The sequence below is a fragment of the Leptospira chreensis genome (assembly GCF_016919165.1).
GTDB lineage: Bacteria > Spirochaetota > Leptospiria > Leptospirales > Leptospiraceae > Leptospira_A > Leptospira_A chreensis.
Window position 1 is genome coordinate 1 of record NZ_JAFFPS010000011.1, and the last position, 15,254, is coordinate 15,254.

General features: G+C 40.5%; 14 protein-coding genes and 1 pseudogene. 6 read left to right on the forward strand and 9 right to left on the reverse strand.

Annotated elements, in window-relative coordinates:
* The 3 genes and pseudogenes from JWG41_RS03985 to JWG41_RS03995 form a co-directional block, all read right to left on the reverse strand.
* A pseudogene (locus JWG41_RS03985) lies at positions 1-504 on the reverse strand (DUF5018 domain-containing protein); the annotation flags it as partial.
* A gap of 246 nt (positions 505-750) precedes the next feature.
* Positions 751-1,104 carry a MarR family winged helix-turn-helix transcriptional regulator gene (locus JWG41_RS03990; RefSeq protein WP_015680804.1) on the reverse strand — a complete coding sequence of 118 codons (354 nt, stop codon included), beginning with the start codon at positions 1,102-1,104 and terminating at the stop codon, positions 751-753.
* Between the two features lie 73 nt (positions 1,105-1,177).
* Complete coding sequence (locus JWG41_RS03995) at positions 1,178-1,663, reverse strand: glutathione peroxidase (RefSeq protein WP_205268659.1); 486 nt, start codon at positions 1,661-1,663, stop codon at positions 1,178-1,180.
* A 328-nt stretch (positions 1,664-1,991) separates the two neighbouring features.
* Between JWG41_RS03995 and JWG41_RS04000 the strand changes: the two genes are divergently transcribed.
* Both JWG41_RS04000 and JWG41_RS04005 read left to right on the forward strand, forming a co-directional pair.
* Positions 1,992-3,281 (forward strand): ammonium transporter, encoded by a 1,290-nt coding sequence (locus tag JWG41_RS04000; RefSeq protein ID WP_205268660.1) that lies wholly within the window; start codon positions 1,992-1,994, stop codon positions 3,279-3,281.
* 5 nt (positions 3,282-3,286) lie between these two features.
* A complete protein-coding gene (locus JWG41_RS04005) occupies positions 3,287-3,634 on the forward strand; it encodes a P-II family nitrogen regulator (protein WP_002975072.1) in 348 nt (115 codons plus the stop codon).
* A gap of 45 nt (positions 3,635-3,679) precedes the next feature.
* Here the strand turns inward: JWG41_RS04005 and ilvB are convergent, their stop codons facing one another.
* From ilvB to lepB, 3 genes are all read right to left on the reverse strand, one after another.
* Positions 3,680-5,371, reverse strand: coding sequence for a biosynthetic-type acetolactate synthase large subunit (gene ilvB / locus JWG41_RS04010; protein WP_205268661.1), 1,692 nt, complete (start codon positions 5,369-5,371; stop codon positions 3,680-3,682).
* Between the two features lie 326 nt (positions 5,372-5,697).
* Positions 5,698-5,925 carry an AtpZ/AtpI family protein gene (locus tag JWG41_RS04015; protein WP_205268662.1) on the reverse strand — a complete coding sequence of 76 codons (228 nt, stop codon included), beginning with the start codon at positions 5,923-5,925 and terminating at the stop codon, positions 5,698-5,700.
* A complete protein-coding gene (gene lepB, locus JWG41_RS04020) occupies positions 5,922-6,959 on the reverse strand; it encodes a signal peptidase I (protein ID WP_408611717.1) in 1,038 nt (345 codons plus the stop codon). The genes JWG41_RS04015 and lepB overlap by 4 nt, the downstream gene beginning before the upstream one ends.
* Positions 6,960-7,071: 112 nt before the next feature.
* Between lepB and JWG41_RS04025 the strand changes: the two genes are divergently transcribed.
* Together JWG41_RS04025 and JWG41_RS04030 are read left to right on the forward strand one after the other, a co-directional pair.
* A complete protein-coding gene (locus JWG41_RS04025; RefSeq protein ID WP_205268664.1) occupies positions 7,072-7,863 on the forward strand; it encodes an aldolase in 792 nt (263 codons plus the stop codon).
* A complete protein-coding gene (locus JWG41_RS04030) occupies positions 7,864-9,642 on the forward strand; it encodes a DUF2079 domain-containing protein (RefSeq protein ID WP_205268665.1) in 1,779 nt (592 codons plus the stop codon).
* 2 nt (positions 9,643-9,644) lie between these two features.
* Here the strand turns inward: JWG41_RS04030 and JWG41_RS04035 are convergent, their stop codons facing one another.
* From JWG41_RS04035 to JWG41_RS04045, 3 genes are all read right to left on the reverse strand, one after another.
* On the reverse strand, positions 9,645-10,667 hold the full coding sequence (locus JWG41_RS04035) for an MBL fold metallo-hydrolase (protein WP_205268666.1): 1,023 nt from the start codon (positions 10,665-10,667) through the stop codon (positions 9,645-9,647).
* 9 nt (positions 10,668-10,676) lie between these two features.
* Positions 10,677-11,855, reverse strand: coding sequence for a MaoC family dehydratase (locus JWG41_RS04040; protein WP_205268667.1), 1,179 nt, complete (start codon positions 11,853-11,855; stop codon positions 10,677-10,679).
* Between the two features lie 71 nt (positions 11,856-11,926).
* A complete protein-coding gene (locus JWG41_RS04045; protein ID WP_205268668.1) occupies positions 11,927-12,109 on the reverse strand; it encodes a hypothetical protein in 183 nt (60 codons plus the stop codon).
* 84 nt (positions 12,110-12,193) lie between these two features.
* Between JWG41_RS04045 and JWG41_RS04050 the strand changes: the two genes are divergently transcribed.
* Entirely contained in the window at positions 12,194-13,798 is a 1,605-nt protein-coding gene (locus JWG41_RS04050) for an NADP-dependent glyceraldehyde-3-phosphate dehydrogenase (RefSeq protein ID WP_205268669.1), read from the forward strand.
* 71 nt (positions 13,799-13,869) lie between these two features.
* Positions 13,870-15,156 (forward strand): DUF1554 domain-containing protein, encoded by a 1,287-nt coding sequence (locus tag JWG41_RS04055; RefSeq protein WP_205268670.1) that lies wholly within the window; start codon positions 13,870-13,872, stop codon positions 15,154-15,156.
* Positions 15,157-15,254: the final 98 nt, after the last annotated feature.

A 15,254-nucleotide genomic window follows, 5' to 3' on the forward strand; every position in this document is an offset into this window, starting at 1 on the left:
TGGATAACCATTGGCTTGGTTCATTCGAAACACTGGCCTTTGGATGGTATTTGCTTGAACAATATGATTCCCATACCCACTCACATCCGTCCAAGTTGCGATTCCATCTCCATCATTTAATGTTAGTTGGTCAGCCTTAAACCAAAGGCGAAGGGATCCACCACCTAGAACACGTGGCGCTACCATTTGCACAGTATATTCGTTGGTATTCCCATCCACACCTTTGACAATGTATTTTAACGGTACCGCATAAGAGTTTGAAGTAACACCGCTAATTTGTTCGATACCATTCACTGTTACAGAAATACCATTCGTTTTGAAATGAGCAGTATAAGACGCAATGGAAGTAATGGTTTCAGAAGTAATAACAATTTGATTATCACGAATCAATCCCGTGATACCAAGACTGGGAATGGAATACTCTAAAATCTCTTTTGGTGTTGAAGGTAAATAGGTTTTGCCGCAAGTTTGACTGTAATCGGAAGTTGCCCATTTTACTAGCAAGTTGTTACGGAAAGTAGCTTCGTTGGGATCACATGGATTATCGGTAAGAGTATTTTTACAGGAGATGAAAAAGAGAATTACACAAAAACAAATCGGTAATGAGGATCTAAACAAATAAACAGTTGGTTTCAATTTCAATAACTCAAAAGACAAACTAACATCGAATAATGTTGAATGATTCGGAGATTTAGGTTCTATCGTCAAGTATAAAAGAGAAAATTAAATGCCGAAATCAAAATCCTCTATTTAGATAGAAGCAAATTGATCCAAAATTTCCTTTAGTTGAAATGCTTGTTTCTCCTCAATACCAGATAAACAAAAAATTTGCTCCGGGATGGCTTTTGCTTTTTCGCGCAATTGTTTTCCATTTTTTGTGAGACTAACAATCACAACGCGTTCATCATCAGGATTTCTCTTTCGTTGGATCAACCCACTTTGTTCCAATCGTTTTAATAATGGTGTCAATGTTCCCGAATCTAATTGTAATCGCTCCCCAAGCCCGCTAACAGTGTTTTCCTCCTCTTCCCAAAGAACTAACATAACAAGGTATTGTGGATATGTGAGTCCCACCGCCGCAAGTAGCGGACGGTAGATTTTCATCAATCGATGCATCGAAGAATACAACGAAAAACAAATTTGGTTCTTCAAAAGAAGAACCTCATCTGTAGGGCTCTTAACCTTGGACAAGTTTTTCAATGTCCTTTTCGATGGCTTCTGGTTTTGTAATTGGTGCATATCGCTTAACAACGTTTCCATTCTTATCGATTAAAAATTTTGTAAAATTCCATTTGATGTCTAGGGAACCAAAAATTCCTGGAGCTTGTTTTTTGAGATGTAGATAAAGTGAGTCTGTATTGGGCCCATTCACTTCAAGTTTAGAAAAAATAGGGAACGTTGTTAAAAATGTTCGTTCGCAAAATAATTTGATTTCTGCGTCCGTTCCAGGTTCCTGTTCTCCAAATTGGTTACAAGGAAATGCCAACACTTCCAAACCTTTTCCCTTCCAACGATCATAAGTTTCCTGAAGGCCTTTGTATTGTGGAGTGAAACCACACTCACTTGCCGTGTTCACAATCAAAAGAACCTTATCCTTGAACTGCTCCATTGGAACTTCTTCGGATCCTCGTTTCACCTTGATTTTGTAAAATTCATCTGACATATTAGATCTCCCTACGTAACAATTAGATTGTGCACAATTTAATTTTGTTCAAGCTTTTTATTGAAATTTTCGGGGGAATTCTTAGGTTTTTAGTAGGTGGGAGGTGAATTTATATATCCCCGCCCTGATTTGGGTGGGGAACTGGACCCGCCACCCAATACCTTCGCCTTACCACAACCAAACGAATCTGACCATCACCTTCGGGGTTCCTTCAGATTTTTTACAAAAAAGTTCTTAGTTTTGCAGAATTTACTAGCTTTCAGAGACAAATCGTTCGTAATGATACGAATTTTATTTCTCATTTCAAAAAAGATATTTGGAGCAAACAATGAAAATACAATTGGTCTTACGACCTTTGTTGGTATGCCTACTCTTCCTTTTACCGGGATTCCTAGCTGCAGAAGGGGAAATTCCAACACCCGCTGTCATCGATAAATCAGACACTGCATGGATGTTGGTTTCGTCTGCATTTGTGTTTTTTATGATCCCTGGACTTGCCTTGTTCTATGGTGGTATCGTCCGATCCAAAAACGTCCTTTCGACAATGATGCATAGTTTTGTCGCCATCATTGTAATGACATTACAATGGACAATCTTTGGATATAGTTTTGCTTTTTCTGGAGATAATCCTTATATCGGGAATTTTGATTTAGCGTTCCTAAATGGAATTGATATCGATTCGGTAAAAGGTTCTATCCCTACCTATGTGCACTTCCTATTCCAAGGTATGTTTGCAATCATCACACCAGCGCTTATCTCTGGTGCGATTGCAGAAAGAATCAAACTCTCCGCTTATGTAGTTTTCATTCTCGTTTGGTCCACGTTAGTTTATGATCCAGTGGCACATTGGGTCTGGTCTGATTCCGGTTGGTTATTAAAAATGAATGCTCTTGATTTTGCAGGAGGAACTGTTGTCCATTTGATCTCAGGGATTGCCGGGCTTGCGGCTGCGATCGTCATCGGAAAACGAAAAGGTGATGCCGGGTTACTGACTCATCCAAATAACATGACTTACACGCTACTTGGATCAGGTCTATTGTGGTTTGGTTGGTTTGGTTTCAATGCTGGATCTGGTCTTGCTGTCAATGGACTTGCTGCCAGAGCATTTTTAGTAACACTCATTGCACCCGCTGCTGCAGGAGCAAGTTGGTTACTCATTGAATGGTTACATACAAAAAAAGCAACGGCCCTCGGAGCAGCTTCTGGAATCGTAGCGGGGCTTGTAGTCATCACACCTGCTTCTGGTTATGTGGGAGTCCAAGGAGCCTTAATCATGGGAGCTTTGGTATCCCCTGTATGTTATCTAGCAATTTTACTTAAAGGTAAACTTCGTTATGACGATACCCTCGATGCTTTTGGTATCCATGGTGCAGGCGGTGCATTCGGCGCGATCCTTACTGGATTATTCGCATTGGAATTGGCAGAAGGAATGACTTTAGGAAATCAATTGACCGCTCAAGTAGTGAGTGTCATAGCAACGGGTATATATTCATTCGTAGTCTCTTATATACTCGCGCTCATTATCGAGAAGACAATTGGTTTTAGAATCGAAGAAGATAAAGAAATCACCGGACTCGATCAAGAAATCCACGGTGAAAAAGGATATGATATCAGGTAATCAATATGAAATTAGTCATCGCAATCATCCAACCACACAAACTGGAAGAAGTAAAAAACGAACTTACTAAAAACGAAATCTATCGATTGACCGTAAGTGATGTCCAAGGTTACGGCCAACAAAAAGGGAAAACTGAAGTATTTCGTGGACATGAATACCAAGTAAACCTACTCAGAAAGGTACGTTTGGAAATCGCAGTCAACGATGAGTTTGTAAAGCCCACTGTAGATGCCATTTTGAAAGCGGCGAAAACAGGGCCTGAAGGTAAAATTGGAGATGGAAAAATCTTTGTTATGCCTTTAGAAGAAGTGATCCGCATTCGCAGCGGAGAACGAGGAAACAAAGCCATTTAACAAATACTTGGTGATCCGAGGGAAACTTTCCCTCGGAGTCAAATTTCACGTTACGATTCTTTCTAGGATGTATTCCTGATTCGATTTTCCTCCAGGAACAAAAGGATACACCCCCCAACTCGAAGGGATTCTCACTTCAATCATAGCCGGCCCCTTGATTTCTAAAACCCTTTGTAGTTCTTCAGTTCCTAAACTCCAGTCCCATTCCGAATACCCAATTCCAAATGATTGGCATAACAACGAAAAGTCGGGATGAAAATGAAACTTGGATCCAGAGTGTTTACTTCCGTAAAACAAATCCTGTTGTTGTTTCACAAGACCCAAATGTTCATTATTGATTAAGATGATCTTAACATTAAGCTCCTGCTCTTTTAAAGTAGATAACTCTTGTAAATTCATCATTATGGAACCATCACCAGAAAAACAAAACACGTGGGCTTCTCTGTTGCTAAGTGCCACACCAATAGCCGTAGGAAGGCCAAATCCCATCGTCCCTTGCCCACCAGAAGTGATCCAAGATTTAGGATTTAAGAAAGGGAAATATTGGGCCACCCACATCTGGTGTTGGCCTACATCCGTCAGAATGTAGTGATCCCCTTCAGGCAAAACAGAAGCAAAATCTAAAAGTATATCTTTCATTGGATGTTCTACCGGGATTTCTCTCCAGGTTTCTATTTGTGCTAAAGCATTTTTGTTTTGAATGCAAAAGTCTTCTTCAATGAGAAATGGAAGAACTTCAGAGATATCTTTTTGTAAACTTAAAGAAACTGATTTATTTTTTCCAATTTCACGAGCATCAATATCGATATGAATGATCTTTGCTTGGTTACAAAACTTTTGAATGGCACCCGTGGCACGATCATCAAATCGAACTCCAATGGCAATGAGAAGGTCACAAACACCTAATGCTTCATTGGCAACAACGGTTCCGTGCATTCCCATCATTCCTAAATTCATGGGATCGTTTTTTTCAAAAATACCCAAACCCATTAAGGTGGTTACTGCAGGAATTTGAAAACGAGAAACAAAATCTCGTAAACGCAAATATTCTTTTTTAGCACCACCACCTAAATAAAGTAAGGGGAACTGAGAACCTTCAATCAGAGATTTAAATTCTTGTAAAAATAAATTCAAACTTTCATCTGTGATGTCTTCTTCTGATTCCTTACTCGCAAGTGATCCTTCCTTCTCCTGTAAGTTTATCGAAAGATGATCACTAGCTATCTCAATCCTTTGTGTTTGGATGTCTTTGGGTAAATCAATCCAAACGGGCCCCATTTTTCCAGAACCAGATAAATCATAGGCTTCGTCCAAAATTTCGATAATTTGATTTGCCTCTTCAATCTTATAAACCCTTTTCACAAGAGGAGATACGATACTCGCTGTTGGTAATTCCTGGAAGGCATCTGTCCCAGTTAAAGCCAAAGGAACTTGTCCAGAAAAAATCAAAATAGGAATGGAATCTCTTTGGGCATCGGCAACTGCAGTGATGAGATTGGCAACTCCTGGCCCCGAAGAAACAAATACAGCACTTACCTCGCCTGTACTCCTTGCTCTACCTTGTGCAATGAATCCGGCGCCTTGTTCATGCCGAGCCAACACATGTTCTATGTTAGACGCAGCCAAATTTTCGTATAATGGTAAGATAGTTCCACCTGGGACACCCGGTATCCAGTTGATTCCTTTAGATTCTAAAAAACGTATGATATATTGACTAACGGTAATTTGTTCCCGCATAAAAACCCTCTCTTATGTGGTTTCCCCGTCGACTTTGCTTTCTGTCGACCGAGGAAACGAGGGAGTATTATGACAGAAAGCTACGTATGTATGAGGAGACTACAACGACGACGAGGGTAGAGAGGACATAGCTAGACAATCCAAGAACGGGCATGGAATCCATGATCTCGTAGTTATTGCTTGTCTCTGTAGCCATCTCTCTCAAGATTTTTGGGATTTGTCATCGTCGTCAAGAATTTATTAGGAACCAGATCGAAATCTTTTTCCCGATGCGGGCGTCTTGCGAAGCCATTCGAGATGGTCACAAAAAAATACAAAGGATCTTGTTATTCGTTTTCTTTGGCTCGTTTGATGAGGGAATAGAAAGCTAAGAAAAACCCAAAGAAAAAACCAATGAGAAGCCAGAGAGGTTCTGTTTTCAAATATTCGTCAAGGTAGTATCCTCCCACCACAAAAACGGCGATGGAAGATACAAACTCAAAACCGGCGCCGGCCATAGCCATTGGCGACTTCTCCGGTTTTTTATCAGAAGGTTGTTTGGGTTCTTCCGTCATTGGAGGATGCGACCAATCCGATCCCACCTGACACTGAGTCTCCACAATCGGTAACGTAGAGTTCTTTCAATCCATCCGAATCTAGATTCATCGTCCCGATAACGAGAATTATGTGAGGAAAAAATCTCAGAATAATGGCATCGACGATCCAAAGACTCACCTTCAAAACGTTCAGCAATCTCTGGTCCTTTTTCTGCCAACTCTTGACCATCTTTGTATTCACAAGTGGAGTCTTTCCAATCAATAGAAAAATAAATGATGAGTGCCTTACCCAAAATATCTTCTCGTTTTACAAATCCCCAAGCGCGTGAATCGTGAGAGTCATCGCGATTGTCACCCATCACCATGTATTGGCCTTCCGGAATCTGACAACCATGCAAAAAATCACAATACTCGAAAATATGAGCACGACGATCATCTTCAAAACCTTCCAGAATGAAATGTTCGAACCCAGGTTTCACTTCTTTAAAAAGTGCTCTTTGTGTGGCTTCTAAGTTATCCAAATCAGAAAGTTCTTTTCCAATGGGGACTTCGTTTGGTGAATACGATTGAAAATCAGTAGCACCGACTTCTTTATACTCAACGAGTGCAAAGTGTACTCTTCCTCTATCTTTTGTATCGATATATTTTCTTGTGATTCGAATTGTATCTCCAGGAAGTCCCACAACTCGTTTTACGAATCTTTTGGCAAAAATTCCTGTTCTCGATTCTTCTTGGGCAAGGGCTGTTGCTGGTGGGATAAAGGTTACAATATCGCCACGTTTCGGATCATCAATGCGGAAGAGTTCCTTTTCCGTAAATGGCATACGGAACGAATACCGCATTTTATTGACGAATAAAAAGTCCCCAATTTTGAGTGTGGGGATCATCGAACCAGAGGGAATATTATTTGCATCTAATATAGATGATTTGAAGGCAAAAACGAGAACGACAATGATCCCGAAGGAAATTCCGGAAGCGGCCGCTCCCTCTTTTGGCAATTCTTTAGGTTCTTGTTTTGGTTTGGATCGGAAGACGGAGGAGAATATTCCCATAGGTTCGAAGCTAGGGAATTGGAATTTTCTGTCAAGAAAGGGGGAAAAAAAGCGCAAAAGACTTGTACTATTTTCGGGAATCGACGATACCATACATGGAGATCTTCTACTTATGGAAACATCAATCCACGTTTTACGAAAAACCTTACTGGAGATGAAAGAGAATTACTCTTTTGTCTGCATCAAAACAGGAACGGAAACCGAGGATATGGGAGAAGAGGAAATCTCCCTTCTAAAAACGATCACCGCCGGTATTTTACCTCTCTATGTCAAAATTGGTGGCCCGGAAGCCAGAAACGATATCCGGATTTGCCAAAGGATTGGAGTTTCAGGGATTTCTGCGCCTATGGTGGAGTCTGAGTATGCGCTGAAAAACTTCATCCAAACCATGAAGAACCTTCTCACTCCCTCCGAATACGAATCTTATAACAAATCGATCAATATGGAAACGATCACCGGATATCGAAACTTGATGGATATTTTTGATTCGGCATCTTTTCAAGCTTTAGAACAAGTAACAGCCGCTAGATCAGATCTAAGTGCTTCTATGGACAAAAAACCAGATGACAAAGAAGTCACAAGGGTTGCAAAAAAAATCATTTCGGAAGCAAAAAGCAGAGGAAAAAAAACTTCTGTTGGTGGAACCATCACCAAAACAAACTTCGACCTGATTGCGGACGAAATCCAACCAGATTTTATTAACTCACGTCATGTTATGGTAGATACAAAGGAAGCAATGTCTATCGGTGCGACGGACGTTGCCGAATGTATGTTGTTATTCGAAATGGATTTGTTTGAATTTTTCTCAAAGTCATTTCCGGAAAAAGGTTTTTACTATAGAAATCGAGTCGAAATCAATCGGGAACGGATCGGCGAGAGGAAGGTTCTCTACTTCATTCGTTAAGTGGTTTATTTATTTTTTTTATTCAGCTTAGTTTCTCCTTTTCTCTTTATTTCTCCTAAACACTTTCATGCCCCCTTCCAAAAGGGGGTATTTCTTTTTTTATTCCTACTCGCGATTGTTAGTTTCTGGAAAGAAAGGAAGTCCAAAACCAAATCATTTATTTTCGATTCGTTATCAGAAAAAAATATCTCTGCCCTCCCCTACTTACTTTGTATCAGTTGTATTTTATTTTCACTCGGAAGCACATACCACGCATTCCACCTAACTACAGCGATTGCTGAAGTCTTTTTGTTTCAGGATGCGGACTATATTGGCCTTTCAGATATTCTTCTCTCGATTGCGAGAGGCGAAGGTTTTACGAGTGCGTATTATTCAGAATCGGGACAAGGAAGTTTTCTCCCACACCACTTTGCACCCGGAATGGCGGTCTTATCTCCCTTTGTCAGTTTGATTCCGAACCGGTGGGGACTTGCCGTAGGAGTGTTTTTCATTTACCAATTAGGAACCATCCTATGGCTTCTTTGGGCGTACCGAATCACTAAAAAAAATCCCAAGGAGTTAGGAATCAAATTCTTAGTCTTCTGGGTTCTTGTGACCAACCAATTGTATCTCTACCGGATTGGATCCAGTTTTCATTATGAGATCCTTGTTATTCTTTTTGGATTCTTCTTTTTTTATATTTGGGAACAAAGAACAAAACTAGAGAACTCACCTTCTTCGATTCGTTGGATCTATTATAGTATTTTAATCTTATCACTTCTCCTTTATCTGATACAAAAGGAAGACATTGGGATTTACCTCTTTCTTTTTTTCCTTCCTGTATTGCTTAAGTTTTTATATGATTTTGGGAAATCGAAAAGACAAAATCTGCCTTTTCCGAAAGAAAACAAATTTCATTTATTAGTTTTCCTATTCGCCATCATATCTATATGGCTTGGGTTTGTTTTTGTCATTTATCCAAAGTTTGTTGATGTATCCAAATCAGTCACCTGGACCAAGGTTTTGACGCAAGAATACCATGTAGCATTCAAACAGGTTACGGGATTTCAAAAATCATTTCAAATTTTCCTTGAGTTGGTGGTCAGTGGCGGACTCGGAATCTTTCAAATGATACCAGAGCTTTTGGGCATCGGGTTTATATACTCAACGCATATAATATCCACAAGACCTTGGCACCATGAGGTATATACGTATTACAGTTATTCACTCATTCCTTTTGTTCTCTATACTGGAATTTTATGGCTCCAATCAGCGAAAAAAATTTCTCTATCCTTCGCGTTTTTGATTCTCGCTTGTCTATTCTGGAAAAACTCACTCGATCAAAATTTTCCCTTAAATACAAATATCAAAAGTCCATGGGCAAACCCCGCAATGGAAAAGGAAATCCAAGCGGACTTAGAGGTAGTCAATCCCCTCCTTCTCTCCCAGCTGCAAGAATCGATTTCTTTAGAGTCCAAGAAGGTAGAAAATTCTCTACAGAAAGCCAATTCTAATCAATCCATAGATACCATTGAAAACACTGAGAGAATTTTTGTATTCTCGCAGTACAACTTATCATTCTTTATCTCAGATAGAATCAAAACCTATCCACTAGAACAAATTAAGAATTCGGGATCGATATGTAAGACGAAAAATATTTGTTATGCGGTATTTGTCCCAGATTTTACTGATGAAATCTTATGGCCTAAGTCTAGAATTTTGACTTATAAAAAGGAATGGGAAGATCAAAAAGGATATTTGTTTTGGAAAGGAAAACAAGTGGAAGTCTGGAAATGGTAAGTTTAGTTTACAAAATGGAAAACTTCATAACCATTCTCTCGTCTTTCGATTCGAATCTGTCCTTCTAAAACTAATTTTTGGATGATACTGTATACCAGTCCGAGGGCTGTGGGTAAGTGACCACCATTATGGACTTTTTTTCCAATAGCCGCTTCCATAAGAATTTTAAGATCGGACTCACCTTCACGCAAACGACGAAGGACTCCTTTTTCCAGAATACTCAGTGTTTTTTTCACAAGAGTGATGGTTTTCTTAGGATCTTCTATTTCGCTTCCATGAGCAGGTAACATACGTTTGATGGGCTCTTCCAAAAGTTTAGATAGAGTAAAATAATAATCTCCCAAACTTCCATCCATTTCAGAATAAATAGCAGTGAGGTTCGCAATGATGAGATCTCCAGAAAAATAAATCCCGGTGGATGGATCTACGGGAGTGATATGATACAAATTATGACCCGGCGTATGCAAAAACCGAAAGAGCCTTCCTCCTAACTCCAAACTGTCATTATGGTCGATGGCTACATCAATTCGTAGAACGGGATCCCCTTTTTTTGTTTCATGAAATTTACTAAAGAACTGGCGCCAACCTTTACGTGATTCTTCCAAAATCCGATCGAGCTCTTCTTTATCACCAAATGCTTTATGAAATAGGTCTTCTGTGGCTTCTTCAAAGAGCATCATCGATTCCAAATAATTTCCCACTCCATCGGCCATCGAACGATACCCGTAGTAGGTCACATTTTTTGCATAGGACTTAAGCACCAAAGAAGAAGAGATATGATCTAAGTGGTTATGTGTATAAATGATATGGCGAATGTCTTTAAAAGAAAATCCCTTTGTTTTAAGGGAGGCTTGTAACATAGGAATGGATTCAATATAACCCGAATCAATGAGGGTAAGCCCATCGTTTCCTTGATACAAATAAATATTATTAGGAGCGTAAAATGGCTGAGGGAGAACAATTTTAAAGACACCATCCCCGATGTCTTCCATATCCGGAATTCGTTTGGGGATGGTAACTTTCATTGTTTCACCTTATGGTTGTTTTTTGATGATCAATCTTCTTTCGATTTCGAAGATTTTCTCTGGGATTTTTTCTTTGCCCAATTTCTTTTTATCATTTTCTTTAAGGAAAAGATCGGCACCGAATTTATCTAAAGCATCGTTTGCTTTGATATTTTTTAAACCAATGAACTGGATTTGGACTTCACCTGCAGGGATTCCGTATTCAGTTCCTTTGTCTTCAGTCGTTAGAATTCTAGAAATACAAGTTACTGTATCTCCAGAAAAAGCAGGTTGTGTATGGTATCCTTCAGTGAAACCAAGTTCCCAGATTGCATTTTCTGAAATATCACGTGATGCCATACCAGCTAACCAACCAAATACGAGTCCACCGTAAACCACTGGTTCTCCACCCATAGGGCCGGAAATTCCTGCGGAATACAATTTATCATAATGAAGTGGGTGAGTGTTTCCTACGCGGAATGTCCACTGAACGTGTTCATCGGTAATGGTTCTCCCATTTTGGTGAACATAAATTTGACCTGGTTTGAAATTTTCAAAGTATGTATGTCCCCAAGTGACATCTTTCATCTCTGTTGGAAACTTGAGGTTCGGAAGTTTGAGTGCTGGAGTTTTTGACTCTGGAAAATAGGCAGACGCATCACCAGGTTTTGGATTTCCTTTCGGTTTTCCATTGGACTGATAGATCATGATTTTACGTTCGTATTGTAAAACTACTTCATTTTTTTGGTTGAGGCAAAGAGTTCTGACATGAACGATTCCCGGTTTTTCAGGGCCTTTGTCATCGACTGCTAAAATTTTTGTGCGAGAAGAGAGAGTGTCTCCCGGATATACCGGTAATAAAAATTGTGCGTTGTAATAACCGAGATTGGCAAGCGCCTTCTCACTGTTATTTTGAACACCAATCGAAAGTGCCAAATTAAAAACCATGAGTGGGTGAACGAGTAAGTCAGCAAATCCATGTGCTTTTGCATATTCAGCAGAAAGATACAATGGGTTTGTATCCATAAACACAGTAGCAAATTCCTGAGCAAAACTTCTGTCTACTGTGAACTGGCGCGGGTGGACGTAAATATCACCAACGTTGAATTCTTCTAGGTATCGTCCGTAAATGTTCTTTTTGATATCAGATAGAGAGGCTGGTGTGCTGGGAGCTAACTCACCAAAGGGGGAGAGAGGTTTTTCGGCCATGGGAATTCCTTTTTCGAATGGGATAGGACTAATTTTCCAAGAGAGGTCCTGCAGAAAACGATTTTTCCAATTCAGCCGGTCGCGCGTTTGGCGTATTCCTCCTTCCAGGCACTATGCCAATGATACCATTCTTCTCGGACGGCCCGGTAACGAACAAGGTCACTCTGCACTTCTGCCATAAGTGATTCCAATTCTTCTACACGTCGGAAAAGTCGTAAGGTCAAAGCCTCCCACTCTTCTTTGTTTTGGTCCATCCATGGTTCCATATTTTTTATATCGGCCGATCTTTTCCGTAAAATGTTGCTTTTTTAGTCGGGTCACCATTCGATTCATGGATCATGAGCTTTGTTTTTCCTACTGAAGATTCCATTCCAGAAAAGTACCGCATCCAACCCATCCATCAAAAAGAATACCTTCTCGGTGGAGAAATCCGGATCTGGGAGGGAGAATCTCAAATTGTAAAATCTCCGATTTTTCTGAATCAGAATGGAAAATTGGAACAGGTGGTTTTAGGCTCCTACCCCAACTTTGATGCCAACCAAAGTCTACTCGCCTTAGATGCTGCCGTAAAAGCTTACAACCACGGAACAGGTGTTTGGCCCATTGCCACACCCAAAGAAAGAATCGATGCCGTTCGAAAGTTTATTGAACTCATGAAAGGCAAACGAAACCAAATCATTTTACTTCTTATGTGGGAAATTGGCAAAACGGAAAAAGATGCCACAAAAGAATTTGATCGAACCATCGAATATCTAGTCGACACCATCGAATCTTTACAAGAACTAGAAACAAGTTCTGCGAACTATATCAAAGAAGGTGGCCTCATCGCTCAAATCAAACGGTCCCCTTACGGAGTGGTGCTCTGTATGGGACCATTTAACTATCCGTTAAACGAAACATTTTGCACTCTTATTCCAGCCATCCTTATGGGAAATACCGTTGTTTTCAAACCAGCCAAATACGGAGTTCTCCTCCTCCAACCACTCCTCGAATGTTTTCAAAAAGCATTCCCACCGGGTGTGATCAACACTGTCTATGGCGATGGATCCAAAGTCATTTCTCCCATTATGGAATCTGGGAAAATTGATGTTTTTGCATTCATTGGATCCAGTTCCACTGCCAATCTCATAACCAAAAAACATCCTAAACTCAACCGCCTAAGGTCCGTTTTAGGACTAAACGCAAAGAATCCTGCGATTGTTTTACCTGATACAGATTTAAAAACAATGATTCCCGAAATCGTATCTGGATCACTCGCTTATAATGGGCAAAGATGTACAGCGCTAAAAATTCTTTTTGTTCACAAAGATATATTGGATGAGTTTACAAAACTTTATTTGGAAGAATTCTCCAAATGGAAAGCTGGGATGCCTTGGGATGCAGATGTAAATTTTACACCGCTCCCCGAAGAAGGAAAAACAAAATGGTTAAAGGAACTTTTGGATGATGCCACAACGCTGGGGGCAAAAATTCTAAATCCAGGTGGCGGTGCCATCAACGAATCCTTCATGTTCCCTGCGATTCTTTCCCCTGTATCACCAAACGCACGTTTGTATCACGAAGAACAGTTTGGTCCGCTGGTTCCCATTGTTCCTTTTTCTTCCGTCGATGAACCGCTAAATTATATTTTTCAATCCAATATGGGTCAACAAGCCAGTGTCTTTGGTAAAGATCCAAAAACAGTAGGCAAACTCATCGACATACTTGTAAACCAAGTGGCTCGTGTGAATTGGAACACTCAGTGCCAACGTGGGCCTGATTCCTTCCCTTTTTCCGGTCGAAAGGATTCTGCTGATGGGACGCTTTCGGTTTCTGATGCACTTCGCGTTTTTTCCATCCGCACTGTTGTGAGTTTTAAAGACAATGAAATGGGACGTAATCTTCTAGGGGAAGTACTGAGGGAACGATCCTCCAATTACTTGAGCCAAGAATTTCACTTGTAACTGCCTTTCTTTCTCCGATACTTGAAAAAGGTAAGTCGATTACTTGTTTTTGTTATTGGAGGGAGGGAAACATGCGCATTCATATATTTGTTTCCTTTCTATGTTTCGGTTGGTTCTTTTCTTGTAACCAAGTCAATCCTCGTGATGAACTCCTCTTCACTCTCATCAACGGCCTAAACCCTGTCACAACGACCACAACTGCAATTGGGGTTTCTTCTTCCGCGAAGATCAATGTTTCGGCAGCCAGCGTTTTACTGACTTATGGAACTCCACAAAATTTTGGGATCTCACTTGTGAAATTACCAACGGCAAATGTGACCATAACACTCACGTTTACTTCATCCAAATTGCAGGTCAATGGTTCAAACTCTCCACTAACAAACGTTTTAACATTTACTCCAGGAAATTATAGTGCTGTCCAAACAGTCAGTTTGGCATCCGCTACTCAAATTTTAGATACATCTTCGCTCAGCATCACTGCAAGTAGTACAGATACTTTTTATAACAGTGTCTCAGGAAGTATCCCCATCAGTCACAGAAATATAAATATTGTTTATACGGGTAGTTCCTTTATTTTTCAACAAAACGCAGCGGCCCCCACACTCACACCGACAATTAGCTTTTCGCATACTTCCTGTTCTGTGGCACCTCCATTGCCAAGTGGTCTCAATCTTAATACCAGCACTTGTGTGATCTCCGGGACGCCTACAAGTTCGCAAGCAGGAACGACTTATACCGTTACAGCAACCGATGGAACCAATTCTGATGGCGAAAATATCACCATTCGCATTGAACCAACGGTATACAAAGTTTTTATTACTGCAGCCACATTCAATGGGAATTTACAAGGAGCCGCAGCTAACGGTCCGACAGGTGCCGATTTAAAATGTAATGCAGACACCAACAAACCGGCGACAGGAACTTACAAAGCAATGTTAACCGATGGAGTCAATCGACGAGCTTGTTCTTCTTCCAATTGCGGTGGAGGAGTGAGCGAAAACATTGACTGGGTTTTTCAATCCGGTCGAATTTATATCAGAGCCGCCGATGCGGCTGCCTTATTCACAGCGAATACTGAAGGAATTGTGAATGCACCAGCAGCAAATATGTTGAGTCAATCTTTTGCTTCAGGAACTACCAGGTATTTTTGGACTGGATTTGCTCAATCAAGTTATTGGGAAAAAGCAACAGCTCAGTCTACCAATTCTTGCGATGATTGGACCAATGGTGGTAGTACACCAACAGCAAGTGAAGGTGGGCGAGTTGGTGCATCCGATAGCACTAGTTACTCAGCGTTTCGTTCAGGCGGTGGTCAAAGCTGCGATGCTACCTATTACCTCCTTTGTGTAGAACAATAAAAATTCTAAAAGCAGTCGTCACCTAGTCCGCTCAAACAACGCACTCACGATCATAATATCCTTATAACCCAAATGCTCGACGAAATAGAATCATCCTC